The sequence below is a fragment of the Mesorhizobium sp. M1312 genome, from assembly GCF_040318115.1.
Taxonomy (GTDB): Bacteria; Pseudomonadota; Alphaproteobacteria; order Rhizobiales; family Rhizobiaceae; genus Mesorhizobium.
Genome location: NZ_JAMYLQ010000011.1, coordinates 1 through 13,429, shown reverse-complemented (window position 1 = coordinate 13,429; position 13,429 = coordinate 1). Strand labels below are relative to the sequence as shown.

The window sequence follows — 13,429 nt, the reverse complement described above, 5'->3', positions numbered from 1 at the left end:
CGCGCCATTGTGTTGATGCGGGGACTTGCCCATAAGATGGGGAACCATGGGCCGCAGCAGCAATTTGAAGAAGTTCTTTCCGATCGTCGCTTTCATCGCCGTCGCGCTGATCAGTCTGACGATGGCGGGATTCGCCTATTTCGCCACGCAGGAAGCGGCGCGCATCAAGTTCGAGGCGACGGCGGACGATGCGCTCAACCGGATCGATAGCCGCATCGACCTGCATCTGTCGCTGCTGCGATCGACCCATGCACTGTTCGAGGCGCGCAATGGTGGCATTTCGCGGGGTGAATTCAAGGCGTTCTTCGAAGCGCTTGGTATCAACGACAATTTTACCGGCCTGCGCGGTATCGGCTTTCTCCGGCTGGTGAGAGCCGGTGACGAGGCAGCCGTCGAGCGTGCCATCCTGCACGACTATGGCGCCAGCCATGCGATCTATCCGGCTACAACAACGCTGCCATGGCGTACGCCCATTATGCTGTTCGAGCCGCTGGATCCTTCCAATCAATCCAGCATCGGCTACGACATGTTCACCGAACCGGTGCGGCGCGAGGCGATCGAAAGGGCGATGGCCGACAACCAGCAGCACGCGAGCGGGCGCGTGCAGCTAGGCCAGGGAACAGGTGCTGCGCAGACCTTCACCGGATTCCTGGTCTTCGTGCGGCTCAACGTCGAAACCGCCCAGGCCGGCATCGATGCGTCAAGATCCTCGACAACAGGTTTTCTTTATGCGGCCTTCCGCGCCCGCGATCTGTTCCAGACCGCGCTCAGCCGGACGCCGCTGCTGCCGGTCAACATCGAAATCTATGACGGCAAGGTGGATGCCGACCATCTTCTGTTCCAGTCGGAAACGCCGCCGGCGTCGAGCTTCGGCGACAGGCTGCTGGTCTCTCGTGAGATCACCATCGCCGGACGCCCATGGACCGTCCTGTTCAGGCCGACAAGCGCCTTCTCGCAACCCTCCTCGCGCGCCATTCCGGTGATGCTCGGCCTGTTCGGACTGCTGCTCGCGGGAACCATCGCGCTGGTGGCACGCTATCAGGAGCGGGCCTATGACGCGGTCTCGCTGCTTCATGAAACGACGGAAAAGAGCCTGCTCGAAAAAGACCTGATGCTGCAGGAGATGAAGCACCGCATCAAGAACTCGATCACGCGGGTGCTGGCGATCGCGCGCCAGACGGCATCGCACGCCACCGACGTCCACGAGTTCTCGTCCTCTTTTTCGGCCCGGTTGCAAGCGATGGCGGCTTCCCAGGACATGCTGACGCGCTCGCGCTGGCAGAAGGCCGATCTCGGCGATCTCTTGCGCATCGAGCTTGGCCAGGTGTTCGGCAAGGAGCTTCCCGAGGGGATATTGTCGGGGCCAGAGGTGCTGCTCGACGAGACGACGACGCAAGCGCTCGGCCTGACCTTTCACGAACTGGCGACGAACGCGCTGAAATATGGCGAAGCCGGCAATTCGGCCAATACTCGAAGGGGCGACTGGTCGCTCAAGGTCGACTGGTCGGTCGAAGGCCGCGGGCGCGACCGGACGCTGGTTCTCAACTGGCGCGAAGTCGGCCAGAAGAAACTCGAACCACCTGTCAAAATCGGTTTTGGCACCAAGCTGATCGATCTGAACGTCACGCGCGAATTGCGCGGTACGATCAATCGCGATTTTCATGATGACGGATTGCGCGTGGAAATCAGGGTTCCACTGTCGGACTGAAACGCTGCCGCAAACCGACCGTTTTCGAAGGCGCAAGTAATTCGAAGACACAGGTAAACAGAGACCGGACGAGCCGGTCTCCACTTCTGTTGCCTCATGCGGTTTGAAAGGATCAGCAACGAGCCGTAAAGAGACGGCCACGGTTGTCGCGGTACTGGCAATAGCCATTGCGAAGGTTGCGCACCAGCAGGCCGGAACCGGCACCGACGGCTGCGCCGACGAGCGCACCCCTGCCGCCGCCAATCAGGCCGCCGGCCAGAGCGCCGACACCGGCACCGACGCCGACATCCTGCTCAGTGGTGCTGCAACCGCTGACCGCGACCACGGCAACCATGGCAATAATCATCTTCCGCATAGGGCACTCCTCGCTTTGTCCCACTTGTAGCTCCGCCCGTCATTTATCACGCGAAAAAGGGTTTTGCTTGCTCGATTTCATTGTTGGCTAAGAGAATCTTTTTCGGGGCGCGCGCCGGTCGAGGCAACCTCAAGGTTGGAAATCTCCACGGAAGCGTCGAGCGTGCCGTCCGGACGCACATCCCAAACGATCTGGTCGTAATCATCCTCAAGTGCCGGATCGACGGAAAGGCATTTGGCAATTATGCGCGGAGCCTGACCCTGCACGTCGCTCAAGGCAAACGGACGCGCGGCGGTACATTCCTGAGCGGTTTCGAAAACGCTCACCGGTACGGGCAGTTCGCGACACTCGGTCATCGCGTTCGAACAGCCAATAACCAGCAACACGGCAGCGATGTGTTCCATGGCAACGGTCCTCTCGCCATAAGAACGGGCCACATTCGTCAAAGTTCCTGCGATGCAGGCTGGCGCGGAGACAGGTCGACATGAGGCGAGCACAAGCAGCCGGCTACTTTGGGTCCGACGCTCTAGATCAACTGGAACGCGGCGGCCAGGACGACCACTGCAGCTAGCCCGATCGCGGCGAGGCCGGGGGGCGGGAGGGAAGCACGGGGCGACGGCATCACGGATGTTTCGAGATCCTGAAACCCGCCCATCGAAACGCGTGCGGCCTGTTCCAGCCTGTTGATGTCGGCAACCGTCAAAGCCATTCCTCCCGTACTGAGCAGCAGACTGCGATCGAAAACGTCATGCTGTGTCTGGAAAAAACAGCATCGGACTTTATGGTGAACAGATGGTTAAAGCCGGCGCGGCCGGTGTCAATCCCAACCCTCTTGGCCCCAGCCCTCTTGGTCTCGGCTGTTGTCCGGTCAATCCGTCTCGAAATTGCCGCGAGGAACGACAAGACGATATTCGAGGCGGTCCCCGGTGATTTCAAGTGTCGCCTTACCGTTCAACGACGCAGGCACAACGCGCTCGAGCGCTACACTGCCAAAACGCTTCTCATTAGGATGATTGTCATTGGCTCCGATGGCTTCGGCCCATGTCAGCGACAGGGCGGTCTCGCCAGCTGAAGCGGCCGTCAGATCGGCCGTCACCTCGACGAATCCGTCGGCTCGCGACAGAGCGCCATAGCTGACCGAATTGACGGCGAGCTCGTGCATGGCCAAGCCGATATGCAGGGCGGCATTGGGGTTTAGGTATGGGTTTGCACCGCGGAAACGCAGGCTGCGCACGGGGTCGGCTCCATAGCGGCCGACCTGGCCGGACACCAGTTCGCGCAGTGCCGCTCCCCGCCAGTTGGACGAGGTCACCAGGTCCTGGGATGAGGCAAGCGACTGCAGACGGCCGCGAAAGCGTGTCAGGAAATCGGTAAGCGTGTCCGAATAACGGCTGGTCTGGGTGGCGATGCTCTGGATAATTGCCAAAAGGTTCTTTGAGCGATGGCTGACCTCTCGCAGCAGCGTCTTCAGGGTTTGCTCGCGACGTTTCTGCTCGGTCGTTTCGACCATAGTGGTGACGACGCCCTGCACCGCGCCACCGTCGTCGCGATCCGCGTCTACCCATATTTGGAACCAGCGAACGCCATCGTCGGCGGGAATGCTTAGCTCAAGGTGTTCCGGGTTGCCGGATGCGACGACGTTGCGTTTGGCCGCACCGATGCGCTCCGCCTGCGCCAGCGGCAGCATGCCGTTGCTGTCGGCCGTATCGGAAGCCCATGGCGGGCGCATGTTGCGGGCCCAGACGGTTTTCATGTCGCGATCCTGATAGACAACCGAAATGCCGGCATTGTGCAGCGCATGGAGAAGGGCACGGCCAAGCTGCATTCCGCTCTCAGCGGACTGCGAAGCGATGATCTCATCGCTCCGTCCGCTGTCTTTCATGTCTCCGGCTCTGGACTGCATTTGATCACTTCACCCACCCCCTGCAGGCTGAACGACTGACTGAAAAATGGGTTCCCAAAAGAAGTCCGCCGAGCGATGTCCAGCTAAGGACACCGCCCGGCGGTAGCTGGAAACCGCTTGAGGGGTGCGGCTCCCAGTGTTGGATCTCAGTTCACGACGCGCGTTTGAACAAGCCCGCAATAAGCGAGATGATCAGGAAAGCGAGAAAGATGAAAAATAGTATCTGCGCTATACCAGCCGAGGTACCGGCGATGCCGCCGAAACCAAGAGCGCCTGCAATGATCGCGACGACGAGAAATACGAGCGCCCAGTAAAGCATGATCCATCTCCTTCAAATGGTACGGCAAAAACGTCTTTCTCTGCCGTTTGTTCCACCATTTCCCGAAAAAGACGATCCCTGCAAATCTTTCCGGCCCGAATGAATCGACATTGCTCAAGGGAAGTTCGAGGCGCAAGTGACGTTTGCCAGCCGCAAGAGGTCAGCATCCATTCGATCAGTAGAAAACGGGCGATCTGTCGAAACGGGCGGCGCGAGGCCGGGCCTGCCCGGTCCTATGCAGCGGCTTTCGCATGCCGGTCGAAGAACAGCGCCTGGCTGATCAGGGCCTTGACCATATCCGGATTGAACGGCTTGGTGACGAGGAAGGCCGGCTCCGGCCGCTCGCCGGTCAGAAGGCGCTCGGGAAAGGCGGTGATGAAGATCACCGGCACCGGTGTGGACGACAGGATCTCGTTCACCGCCTCGATGCCTGAACTGCCGTCGGCAAGCTGGATGTCGGCCAGCACCATCTTCGGCCGCGTCTTTGTGAACATTGCCACCGCTTCGGCGTGGGTACGGGCAGTCCCGACAACGCGATGGCCCAGGCTTTCGACCATTTGCTCGATGTCCATGGCAATCAGCGGCTCGTCCTCGATGATCAGGACATCGGTTTGCACCTGGCGGGAAATCTCGTTGCTGGCCTCGGCAAGAAGGTCGGAGAACTCCTGATCGTCGACGTCGAGAATCTCCGCCGCCTCGTCTTCGCTGAAACCTTCGACGGCGACCAGCAGGAAGGCCTGCCGGGGACGGGGTGAGATCGCGTTCAGATTGGCGGCGGCGCGCTGTTCCCACGCCGACTGCGGGTGTTCTTGCGGAACGCGGATGGCGACCGAGGTGAACAGCCTGGCGAAGACCTTGTAGAGCGCGATGCGGTCGCTCGACGCGTTCGGAAAGATGTCAACGTCGGCGATGATGGCTTCGAGCATCGCGGCGACCAGCGCGTCGCCACTCTCCTGCGATCCGGAAACGGCCCGCGAGAAGCGGCGCAGGAACGGTAGGTGCGGAGCGATGGTTGCGGATAGGCTCATGATGGACGTCTCCCTCTGACGTAATTGCATAGATTGTGGGCCAAGCTGATTACAAGCCCCGAAATAGCCCTGAAAACATAAACGCCGGCTTTGGGAAAAAGTTCCGATGCTTTTGGAACTAATGTAAGAGGACGGCGTTTGAGGTCGGGACGGGCAACCAGGACAAGGGGACCGCCGGCTTTGCATCGTGTATTGAAGGGCGGCACGGTGCTGGGAATAAAGGGCGAAATGAGGACATGACGAAAGATAACACGGCTGGTGCTGCCAACAGGCGCCGGGCTGCTTCCGGCGACCCGCTCGGGCCAAACTCGGAAATCGGCCGCAAACTCAAACAATATTACGACGAGCTGGTCTCCGACAACGTGCCGGATCGCTTCGCCCAATTGCTCAGCCAGTTGGAGCAGGCGCAACCTGCACGGAAAAAGGACTGAGGCATGGCGGTCGTCTCCCAGAGCTTCAAGACGGATCTGCTCGGCTCGATTCCGAGCCTGCGGGCCTTTGCCGTGTCTTTGACGCAAAACGCCGACAAGGCAGACGATCTGGTGCAGGAAACACTGGTGAAGGCGTGGGACAAGCATGAAAGCTTCGAGCCGGGCACCAATCTCAAGGCCTGGCTGTTCACCATCCTGCGCAACGAATTCTATTCGCAGATGCGCAAGCGCGGCCGCGAGGTGCAGGACAGCGACGGGATCATGACGGCCAGGCTGGCCGTCCATCCGGCCCAGCACGGCCAGCTCGACCTCAAGGACTTTCGTAGCGCGCTCGAGCAATTGCCAGAGGACCAGCGCGAAGCCATCATCCTCATTGGCGCGTCGGGCTTTTCGTACGAGGAAGCCGCCGAAATTTGCGGCTGCGCGGTCGGAACGATCAAGAGCCGCGTCAGCCGCGCGCGCACGCGGCTGCAGGAGATCCTGAAGATTTCCGGCGATGACGAGTTTGGCCCGGATGCGATCTCGGCTCAGGTGACGGGGTCGAACGCCGCCTGAATACGGACCATCAAACAAGAGGTCCGCGCCCGCACGCCGCCGCCACCGCCTCCACGAGATCCTCTCCCGAATAGGGCTTGGTGACCAGTCTGACATCCGGAAAGGACACCTTGATTTCGTCCATCTCGGAATAGCCCGAGGCGAAGACGAAAGGGACGCCCGATTCGCGCAGCCGCGAAGCGAAATCGAGTGTCGAAGTGCCGCCCAGCATGAGGTCGACGATGGCCGCATCGAATCGCGAGGCAACGCTCTTCCGATCGATCTCAGCCAGATCGCGGGCGATGACCACGTCGCCTGCGCCATAGTCGCGGCAAAGCTGCTCGACATCCATGGCGATCAGGAATTCATCCTCCAGAACAAGAATCCGCAATCCGTCCAGCAATGGGGGCACGTGGCAATGTCTCCGTGGGGCGCCGGGAACAGGGAACGCAGGGAATAGAGGAGTGATGTTCCCTATTTGGCTTCCTGTCATTTAATGTTATTTGGCATCCTGTCATTTAAAAAAGACATGTCGTCGCAGATGGCGTAACCTCGACGCCTGCAGGGCGTTTGCTATCGCCCTCCGGAAAGGGCCCGCTCTCGAAGAGGGATTGAAATGCCTGGCCAGAACGGCCGTTCTTTGTCCACCCGCCGGTATTCATGTGAGTACTGCCCACTGCGGCCGTTGCCGGCGTTCCGGGCGTTCGAGGAGCAGGAACTCGTCTTCGTCAACGCACACAAGAAGGGCGAACTGGCCTTCGACAAGGGGGCTACCGTTCTGGTGGAGGGAAGCCACAGCGCCCATCTTTACACGGTGCTGTCGGGTTGGGCTTTCCGCTACAAATTGCTGCCGGATGGCCGCCGTCAGATTCTGAATTATTCCATGCCAGGCGATCTCATCGGTTTGCAAGGCAGCCTGATGGGCGAAATGCAGCATTCCGTGGAAGCGTTGTCGCCGATGCTGCTCTGCGTCTTCGAGCGGGAAGCCCTTCCCGAGCTCTACCGCAGCCATCCTGGCCTCGCCTACGACATCACCTGGATCGCCTCGCGAGAGGAGCGCATGCTGGACGAGAACCTGCTCAGTATCGGCAGACGCACCGCGCTCGAGCGTGCTGCCTATCTCATCGCATTCATCTCCAGCCGCGCCAGGGTGGTCGGGCTGAACGGCAGGACGCCGGTGCAGATTCCGATCACGCAGCAGCACCTCGCCGACACGCTCGGCCTGTCGCTGGTCCACACCAACAAGACGATCCGTAAGCTGATGGACCGCAAGCTTATCTTCTGGCGCGACGGCGGCTGCGAGGTGGTCGACAACGAAAGGCTCAAGGAACTCGCCCGCTGGGAAGGGTTGAGCGAAGATCGCCGACCGCTGATCTGAGCGGCTACCGGAGACGTGCCGGGCTGGACTCGCCTGCGGAAACACCCTTTCATGGGAGTTGTTCCGATTTCGGAACCTTGGGGTGGGTCGAACGTTTCGACCCGAGCAAACGCAAGGAGTCAAGCGATGGCGACTGCCGCAGGAAAGTCCCCGAACGAAAGCCGGACGAATTCGGCCCTTGAAGCCGACATCAGGCAGTTGAAAGTCGACATTCAGAAACTCACCGAACAGCTGGCCGAGACCGGCCAACATGGGTACGGGGCTGCTCGTCGCGTTGCTGCGGAAGGAGTCGAGCAATTGCGCGCCCAAGGCGAAGCAGCGTTTGAGAATATGCGCAGCAACGCCAAGGATCTCGAAGCGCAAGTGGTGGCGAGCGTGCGCGAAAAGCCGGTGACGTCGCTGGCAATCGCGGCAGGCCTCGGCTTTCTGTTCGCGCTTCTCGCGCGCCGCTAAGCCTCAGCCCAGATGGGAATGCTGGCATCGTTGATCTCGGGCCTCGCCTCGGGTGAAGCGCTGGCAGCCATGCGCCGCGCGCGCACGGCTGCAATCGTCTATGCGCTCGCAGCACTTGCAGCACTTTGTGGCGTCGGTTTCCTCGTCGGAGCGGCCTATGTCTGGGTGGCGGGTCGCTACGGGCCGATGGCAGCCTGCCTTGGTTTCGGCGTCGGCCTCCTAGGGATCGCAGGGCTTCTCCTGCTCTTCCATCAGCTGTCGGCCGGCGCGCGCGCCCGACGCCGGGCGCGGAGGCGCCAAGCCGATATGAAGGCGGTCGGCATCACAGCCGCGCTCGCCGTGCTGCCGGCGCTACTCAAGGGGAAAGGCGGCCTGGGCACCCTACTCGGCCCAGCGATTGCACTCGCCGCCTACGCCATCTACCGCGAGAACGTGAAGCCCGATGCCGACGATCCGGATGCCGGCGAAGCGAAATAGTTCGAAGCGATTCTTCTTGTTGTTTGACCACCATCTTATCCGAAAACCGAGCTCCACTTTTCGCTGACGCGGACCTTCGGTTCGGGATTCATGGTCGAGCCGTCACTTGGGCAGATCCTCCAGCGGCATCGATATTTCGGCGAACACGCCTTCCGGCCGGAATTCGTGGGTCACTTCGCTGGAGATGACCTTGGCCAGGCTGCGGCGGATCAGGATCGAGCCGAAGCCGTGGCGTTCGGGCGAGGCAACTTCAGGCCCGCCGCTTTCGCGCCAGGTCAGCACCAGGCGCCGTGCGCCTTTCCGGCCCTGTGCCCGCCAGTCGAGATCGACCTTGCCCGAAGCCGCCGACAGCGCTCCGTGTTGCAGCGCGTTGCTGGCCAGTTCATGCAGGATCAGGCCGAGCCCGACTGCCTGGTCGGGCGAAAGCAGCAGATCGGCGCCTGAGATCGTCATGCGCGGCTGTTCGGCGGTGTCGAACGGCTTGACCTCGATCTGCACGAGATCGCGAATGCCGATACCGCGCCACTCGCGGTCGGACAGCAGGCTGTGGGCGGCGCCCAGCGCCTGAAGCCTGGCGCTGAAGGCTTCGAGGAACTCGCTCGGCTGGCGGGCATGGCGAACGGTCTGCGTCGCCAGCGCCTGCACTGTCGCCAGCGTGTTCTTGACGCGATGGTTCAGCTCGCGCAGCAAGAGCCGTTGCCGCTCGTCGCCCAGCTTGCGTTCGGTGATGTCGTAATTGACGCCGAAGATCAGCGTCGGCTTGCCGTCGCCGTCGCGCTCGATGACACGGCCGCGCGTCGCGAGCCAGCGCGGCGGAGTGAAGCTTTTGACGCGATATTCGCCAAAATAGTCGTCGCCGCCGGTCAGCGCGTCACGAAAGCGCGTCTCGGTTTGGTAGACATCACGCGGGTCGATGGCGGCAAGGATATCGCGCGCCCTCAGCCGGTTCGAGCGCGGCAGGCCGAACAGCTCGGACAACCGGACATCGCATTCGATCACATCGGTGTGGATATCCCATGCCCAGCTTGCGAGCGAGGCGGCATCAAGCGCGATGCCGCGCCGCTTTTCCTCGCGCGCCAGCGCCGCAGCGATGCTGGCGCCGTTGCGGGTGGCGTTCTTCAATGCGAACAGGCTGGCGGCGAGGCCGGCGAGCGCCATCAATTGTTCGAGCTGGGCGGCAGACGGGGACGCGCGCGGCTTCCGGTCAAGCACGCAGAGCGTGCCGACCCGGGCGCCGGCCACCACAATCGCCGCACCCGCATAGAAACGGACATGGTGCTCGCCAGTGATCAGCGGTCTGGCGTTGAAACGTGGATCCGTGGTCGCATCGGTCACCACCATCGGCTCGTCGCCGCCGGCAATGGCATGGGCGCAGAAAGATGCATGGGTCGCGGCCTCGGTCTCATCCAGGCCGACACAGGACTTGAACCATTGCCGCTCGACATCGACCAGCGTCACCAGCGCGATGGGCGCTTGCATGACCGCGGCGGCAAGACCGCTGATATGGTCGAAGTCAGGATCGGCCGCCGTGTCCATTGCATTGAGACCGTGCAGTACTGCAAGCCGATCCTGCGCCCTTACCACGTTAAGGACATCGACCGGCAGATTCGGCGTTTTCTCTACCCTGCTATCCACAAGGCCCCCAAAAGCATCGGCTTGCAGCCATTCTCGCCAGGCCAGTTGCCTGGCTCTGAGACCGGAACCTTCGCCTTGAGGAACCGTTACCCAACCACATTTTGCCAGCGCCCGCCGGCGCCAAACGACTTGCCGGCGCTAAACGACATGCCAGCGCCAAACCATATGGAGGCCGATCATGCCCAGGATCGTTCCTGAAGACAAAGCCCGCCAAGGACGCTGGGGGTGGATACTTTCCGTATCTTGATAGCCGCGCTGCTGTTGGCGTTTATCGCCTGGGGCATCGCGGAGATTTACGGCAACATGATAGACAAGACGTCGACAACCGAACAGGGCGAGCTTCCCAGGGACGAACAGGGAGAGATTCCCAAAGGCTGAAGCCTTCCGATCGACTATGCCGGGATCCATCACGCGGCCTTCGCTTGGACAGCGCGCGCCGGGACGAGAACATTCAGCGCGCCAGGATGGATTTCGACCGTGGTTTCGCGATCAAGCCCGACCAGTTCGCCGTCCATGACGGCGCGACGTTTCTTTGCGGAGTCGACTTTCAAAATGACCCGGTCGGCTTGGTGGATTTCGACGTGCTCACTGTCGCGCCATTTACCGCGCGCCACGTCGAAGAGGAACCTGACCAGTTCGCCACGCCGCCGCGCCACCGTGACATAGATGCCGAGCACGCCGCCGGCGGGATTGTCGGCATAGGGCAGATGACCCTCACCGAACAGATTGTTGGTGATGCCGATGCCGGTGGTGCGCGTCACGATCTCGGCTTCGCCTATGGTCAGCGTCACCTTCATTGCCGACGGATTGTTGATCGCCGCCCACGCAGCCTTCACCGAGGCCCGCATCTTTCCTAACCGCGAGCCAAACTCCATGGTCTGGCGAAGCTGAACCATCCTGGCATGCATGCCGATCGAGAACTGATGCACGAATGGCTTACCGTTGGCGGTTGCCATATCGACTGCGATCACCTCGCTGTCGGCAAACGATTTCACGGCCGCGTCAAGGGTTTGCGGAATGCCGAGCCCACGGGCGAAGAGGTTCATCGTGCCAGCCGGTAGAATGGCAAGTGCTTTCTTCCTGCCCATCAACCGAGCCGCCGCAGCCGAAATGGTTCCGTCGCCGCCACCGGCCAGCACAATGTCGACGCTGTGCTTCGAAGCGATGCGGCCCAGCGTTGCGACGATATCCTTGCCGGCAACGATGTCGATATCGATGGAGTGACCTGCTGCCTCCAGCGTCTGGCGCATCCGGTCCGTGAAGGCCGAAAGATCAATCGTGCGCAGAGTGCCGCCCTCCTGGTTCAGCACCGCCGCAAATCGCATCCCCCCGCTCCGTTTTTTCTTGGCAGCCATTGAATAATCATCGGCCAGAACACACCCAGCCATAGGCTGGAACGGGGCGGCTGAAAAAAAGTTCCGCAGCTCTGACGAATATACAGGAGCGAATCTCACCCGCCGACCGCCTGGTTGGGCGCGATTCGGGTGGTTTTTGCACGACACTCGCCATGGTGTCGGAACAACCGCGCGGTCACGACGTTGTGAATGTGTGACGCCGCGACCGATCTCCCATGCTCGCGGCCCCAACGAGATATACGCGAGGAGTATTACGATGATCCGCACCCTTTTGACCACCACCGCGCTCGCAGCGCTGATTGCGACCGGTGCATATGCGCAGACGGCCACAACCCCGGCCCCGACGCAAGACCCGGCAGTCCAGGATACCGCCCCGGCGACCCCTGCTGCCCGCGCCGAGGGTAGTCTGGTGACGAATATCATTGGTGAATCGGTCTATAATGGCACAGGCGACGATGCCGAGAATATCGGTGAGGTCAGTGATGTCGTCTTCGATGAAAACGGTCAGGCGAAATCCGTCGTCATCGGCGTCGGCGGCTTTCTTGGCGTTGGCGCCAAGAACGTCGCATTCGACTATAACAAGCTGCAATGGGCCGAACGGAATGGCGACCGCTGGCTGATTGCCCAAACCACAAAGGATGAGTTGACGGCTCAGCCGGACTTCGACCGTGACGCTTACGATCCGGCTCCGGCGGCCAATGATACCACGGCTACGGCTCCTGCCGCCCCTTCCGGCTCGACGGATACCACCGCACAGAATGCTCCGGCTGCTCCAGCCGATAGCACCGCAGCTCCGGCCGAACCTGTGAAGCGTGCCGACGGTAATCTTGCCACCAATATCATCGGCGAAACCGTCTACAACGGCACCGGCGACGATGCTCAAAATATCGGCGACGTAAACGACATCGTCTTGGCCAAGGATGGCAAGGCCGAGTCGCTGATCATTGGCGTCGGCGGCTTCCTTGAGGTTGGCGAAAAGAATGTCGCCTTCGAGTTCGATAAGGCCAAGTGGGCGGAAAGGGACGGCGATCGCTGGCTGGTGGCCGAGACCACGAAGGAAGACCTGGAGGCGCTGCCGGAGTTCAAGCGCGAGGCCTATGATCCCGCCCCGGCGACTACAGCATCGAATGACGCGGCGTCACCGGCGCCAGTGACAACCACCCCTACTGTCGATGCGGCCCCAGCCCCGGCAGACAAGACAGCGCAGGCCCCGGCAACAACGCCTGACACCGCTGCTCCGGCACCGGCGGACAAGACAGCGCAGGCCCCGGCAACGCCTGACCCCGCTGCTCCAGCACCGGCGGACAAGACAGCCGAGGCTCCGGCTGCAGCAACGCCTGACGCAACCCCTGACCAGACGCAGACCGCGGCGATCGACAAATCGGCGCTGACCGAAATGCCGATCAACGAAATCCGGTCCGAAGATTTGGTTGGAACCACCGTCTACGGCGCCAATGATGTCAACGTCGGTGAGATTGGCGACGTCGTGCTGACGGGCGACAAGAAGGTCGACGCCGTCATCATCGACGTCGGCGGTTTCCTCGGCGTCGGCGAGAAGGAAGTGGCTGTCGGCATGGACAACCTTAAATTCATGACCGACAAGGATGGCAACCGCTATCTCTACACGAACTTCACCAAGGAGCAGCTTGAGGCGCAGGTCGCCTATGACAAGGGCACCTATACGCAAAAACGCGACGAACAGCGTATGATCATGCGCTAAGGCCCAGTGATTGACCCCGAAAGGGGGCGGGGCGCGGGGGGGCGGGGCGGGTGTTTTTAGTGGTCTTTGGGGGGGCGGGCCCGGGGCCCCCCCCCCCCGGCCCCGGGGGGGGGGGGCGCCCCCGCGCCGCGAG

General features: G+C 61.6%; 17 protein-coding genes. 8 read left to right on the top strand and 9 right to left on the bottom strand.

The genetic code is table 11. The features are described from left to right. The first annotated feature begins 64 nt into the window (after positions 1–64). Positions 65–1,708, top strand: a complete 1,644-nt coding sequence (locus tag NKH36_RS14830) for a CHASE domain-containing protein (RefSeq protein WP_352962819.1) — start codon at positions 65–67, stop codon at positions 1,706–1,708. 112 nt (positions 1,709–1,820) lie between these two features. Here NKH36_RS14830 and NKH36_RS14825 read toward each other — a convergent pair whose 3' ends face one another. From NKH36_RS14825 to NKH36_RS14800, 6 genes are all read right to left on the bottom strand, one after another. Continuing rightward, on the bottom strand, positions 1,821–2,063 hold the full coding sequence (locus tag NKH36_RS14825) for a YMGG-like glycine zipper-containing protein (RefSeq protein ID WP_352962767.1): 243 nt from the start codon (positions 2,061–2,063) through the stop codon (positions 1,821–1,823). Positions 2,064–2,140: 77 nt separating this feature from the next. Beyond that, entirely contained in the window at positions 2,141–2,467 is a 327-nt protein-coding gene (locus tag NKH36_RS14820) for a hypothetical protein (protein ID WP_352962770.1), read from the bottom strand. Positions 2,468–2,589: 122 nt separating this feature from the next. Further along, positions 2,590–2,772: a hypothetical protein gene (locus NKH36_RS14815; protein ID WP_352962773.1), complete on the bottom strand. Its 183-nt coding sequence runs from the start codon at positions 2,770–2,772 to the stop codon at positions 2,590–2,592. Positions 2,773–2,931: 159 nt separating this feature from the next. Then, positions 2,932–3,966 (bottom strand): sensor histidine kinase, encoded by a 1,035-nt coding sequence (locus NKH36_RS14810; protein WP_352962776.1) that lies wholly within the window; start codon positions 3,964–3,966, stop codon positions 2,932–2,934. A 151-nt stretch (positions 3,967–4,117) separates the two neighbouring features. Next, positions 4,118–4,285 carry a DUF1328 domain-containing protein gene (locus NKH36_RS14805; RefSeq protein ID WP_023797107.1) on the bottom strand — a complete coding sequence of 56 codons (168 nt, stop codon included), beginning with the start codon at positions 4,283–4,285 and terminating at the stop codon, positions 4,118–4,120. Positions 4,286–4,518: 233 nt separating this feature from the next. Next, positions 4,519–5,313, bottom strand: coding sequence for a response regulator (locus tag NKH36_RS14800; RefSeq protein WP_352962780.1), 795 nt, complete (start codon positions 5,311–5,313; stop codon positions 4,519–4,521). A gap of 236 nt (positions 5,314–5,549) precedes the next feature. On the opposite strand from NKH36_RS14800, the gene NKH36_RS14795 reads away from it, so the two are divergent. Both NKH36_RS14795 and NKH36_RS14790 read left to right on the top strand, forming a co-directional pair. After that, entirely contained in the window at positions 5,550–5,744 is a 195-nt protein-coding gene (locus NKH36_RS14795; RefSeq protein ID WP_292512052.1) for a NepR family anti-sigma factor, read from the top strand. Positions 5,745–5,747: 3 nt separating this feature from the next. Beyond that, entirely contained in the window at positions 5,748–6,299 is a 552-nt protein-coding gene (locus NKH36_RS14790; RefSeq protein ID WP_128284126.1) for an RNA polymerase sigma factor, read from the top strand. Positions 6,300–6,309: 10 nt separating this feature from the next. On the opposite strand, the gene NKH36_RS14785 is transcribed toward NKH36_RS14790, so the two are convergent. Beyond that, a complete protein-coding gene (locus NKH36_RS14785) occupies positions 6,310–6,630 on the bottom strand; it encodes a response regulator (RefSeq protein ID WP_502912047.1) in 321 nt (106 codons plus the stop codon). A gap of 264 nt (positions 6,631–6,894) precedes the next feature. Here NKH36_RS14785 and NKH36_RS14780 point away from each other — a divergent pair, with 264 nt between their 5' ends. From NKH36_RS14780 to NKH36_RS14770, 3 genes are all read left to right on the top strand, one after another. Next, positions 6,895–7,656, top strand: coding sequence for a Crp/Fnr family transcriptional regulator (locus tag NKH36_RS14780; protein WP_352962786.1), 762 nt, complete (start codon positions 6,895–6,897; stop codon positions 7,654–7,656). A 126-nt stretch (positions 7,657–7,782) separates the two neighbouring features. Further along, positions 7,783–8,109 carry an ElaB/YgaM/YqjD family protein gene (locus NKH36_RS14775; RefSeq protein ID WP_352962789.1) on the top strand — a complete coding sequence of 109 codons (327 nt, stop codon included), beginning with the start codon at positions 7,783–7,785 and terminating at the stop codon, positions 8,107–8,109. A gap of 12 nt (positions 8,110–8,121) precedes the next feature. After that, on the top strand, positions 8,122–8,586 hold the full coding sequence (locus tag NKH36_RS14770) for a hypothetical protein (protein WP_352962792.1): 465 nt from the start codon (positions 8,122–8,124) through the stop codon (positions 8,584–8,586). 102 nt (positions 8,587–8,688) lie between these two features. On the opposite strand, the gene NKH36_RS14765 is transcribed toward NKH36_RS14770, so the two are convergent. Continuing rightward, positions 8,689–10,221, bottom strand: coding sequence for a sensor histidine kinase (locus tag NKH36_RS14765; protein WP_352962795.1), 1,533 nt, complete (start codon positions 10,219–10,221; stop codon positions 8,689–8,691). 225 nt (positions 10,222–10,446) lie between these two features. Between NKH36_RS14765 and NKH36_RS14760 the strand changes: the two genes are divergently transcribed. Then, entirely contained in the window at positions 10,447–10,599 is a 153-nt protein-coding gene (locus NKH36_RS14760) for a hypothetical protein (protein ID WP_502912041.1), read from the top strand. A gap of 29 nt (positions 10,600–10,628) precedes the next feature. Here NKH36_RS14760 and NKH36_RS14755 read toward each other — a convergent pair whose 3' ends face one another. Further along, entirely contained in the window at positions 10,629–11,546 is a 918-nt protein-coding gene (locus NKH36_RS14755) for a diacylglycerol/lipid kinase family protein (protein ID WP_352962798.1), read from the bottom strand. A gap of 286 nt (positions 11,547–11,832) precedes the next feature. Between NKH36_RS14755 and NKH36_RS14750 the strand changes: the two genes are divergently transcribed. Next, positions 11,833–13,296 (top strand): PRC-barrel domain-containing protein, encoded by a 1,464-nt coding sequence (locus NKH36_RS14750; protein WP_352962892.1) that lies wholly within the window; start codon positions 11,833–11,835, stop codon positions 13,294–13,296. The last annotated feature ends 133 nt before the right edge of the window (positions 13,297–13,429 follow it).

What these genes read in the sequence shown, in the direction of transcription:
- NKH36_RS14825 (WP_352962767.1), bottom strand. Translation starts at nt 2,063, where the DNA reads ATGCGGAAGATGATTATTGCCATGGTTGCCGTGGTCGCGGTCAGCGGT.
- NKH36_RS14820 (WP_352962770.1), bottom strand. Translation starts at nt 2,467, where the DNA reads ATGGAACACATCGCTGCCGTGTTGCTGGTTATTGGCTGTTCGAACGCG.
- NKH36_RS14815 (WP_352962773.1), bottom strand. Translation starts at nt 2,772, where the DNA reads ATGGCTTTGACGGTTGCCGACATCAACAGGCTGGAACAGGCCGCACGC.
- NKH36_RS14810 (WP_352962776.1), bottom strand. Translation starts at nt 3,966, where the DNA reads ATGCAGTCCAGAGCCGGAGACATGAAAGACAGCGGACGGAGCGATGAG.
- NKH36_RS14805 (WP_023797107.1), bottom strand. Translation starts at nt 4,285, where the DNA reads ATGCTTTACTGGGCGCTCGTATTTCTCGTCGTCGCGATCATTGCAGGC.
- NKH36_RS14800 (WP_352962780.1), bottom strand. Translation starts at nt 5,313, where the DNA reads ATGAGCCTATCCGCAACCATCGCTCCGCACCTACCGTTCCTGCGCCGC.
- NKH36_RS14795 (WP_292512052.1), top strand. Translation starts at nt 5,550, where the DNA reads ATGACGAAAGATAACACGGCTGGTGCTGCCAACAGGCGCCGGGCTGCT.
- NKH36_RS14790 (WP_128284126.1), top strand. Translation starts at nt 5,748, where the DNA reads ATGGCGGTCGTCTCCCAGAGCTTCAAGACGGATCTGCTCGGCTCGATT.
- NKH36_RS14785 (WP_502912047.1), bottom strand. Translation starts at nt 6,630, where the DNA reads ATGGATGTCGAGCAGCTTTGCCGCGACTATGGCGCAGGCGACGTGGTC.
- NKH36_RS14780 (WP_352962786.1), top strand. Translation starts at nt 6,895, where the DNA reads ATGCCTGGCCAGAACGGCCGTTCTTTGTCCACCCGCCGGTATTCATGT.
- NKH36_RS14775 (WP_352962789.1), top strand. Translation starts at nt 7,783, where the DNA reads ATGGCGACTGCCGCAGGAAAGTCCCCGAACGAAAGCCGGACGAATTCG.
- NKH36_RS14770 (WP_352962792.1), top strand. Translation starts at nt 8,122, where the DNA reads ATGGGAATGCTGGCATCGTTGATCTCGGGCCTCGCCTCGGGTGAAGCG.
- NKH36_RS14755 (WP_352962798.1), bottom strand. Translation starts at nt 11,546, where the DNA reads ATGCGATTTGCGGCGGTGCTGAACCAGGAGGGCGGCACTCTGCGCACG.
- NKH36_RS14750 (WP_352962892.1), top strand. Translation starts at nt 11,833, where the DNA reads ATGATCCGCACCCTTTTGACCACCACCGCGCTCGCAGCGCTGATTGCG.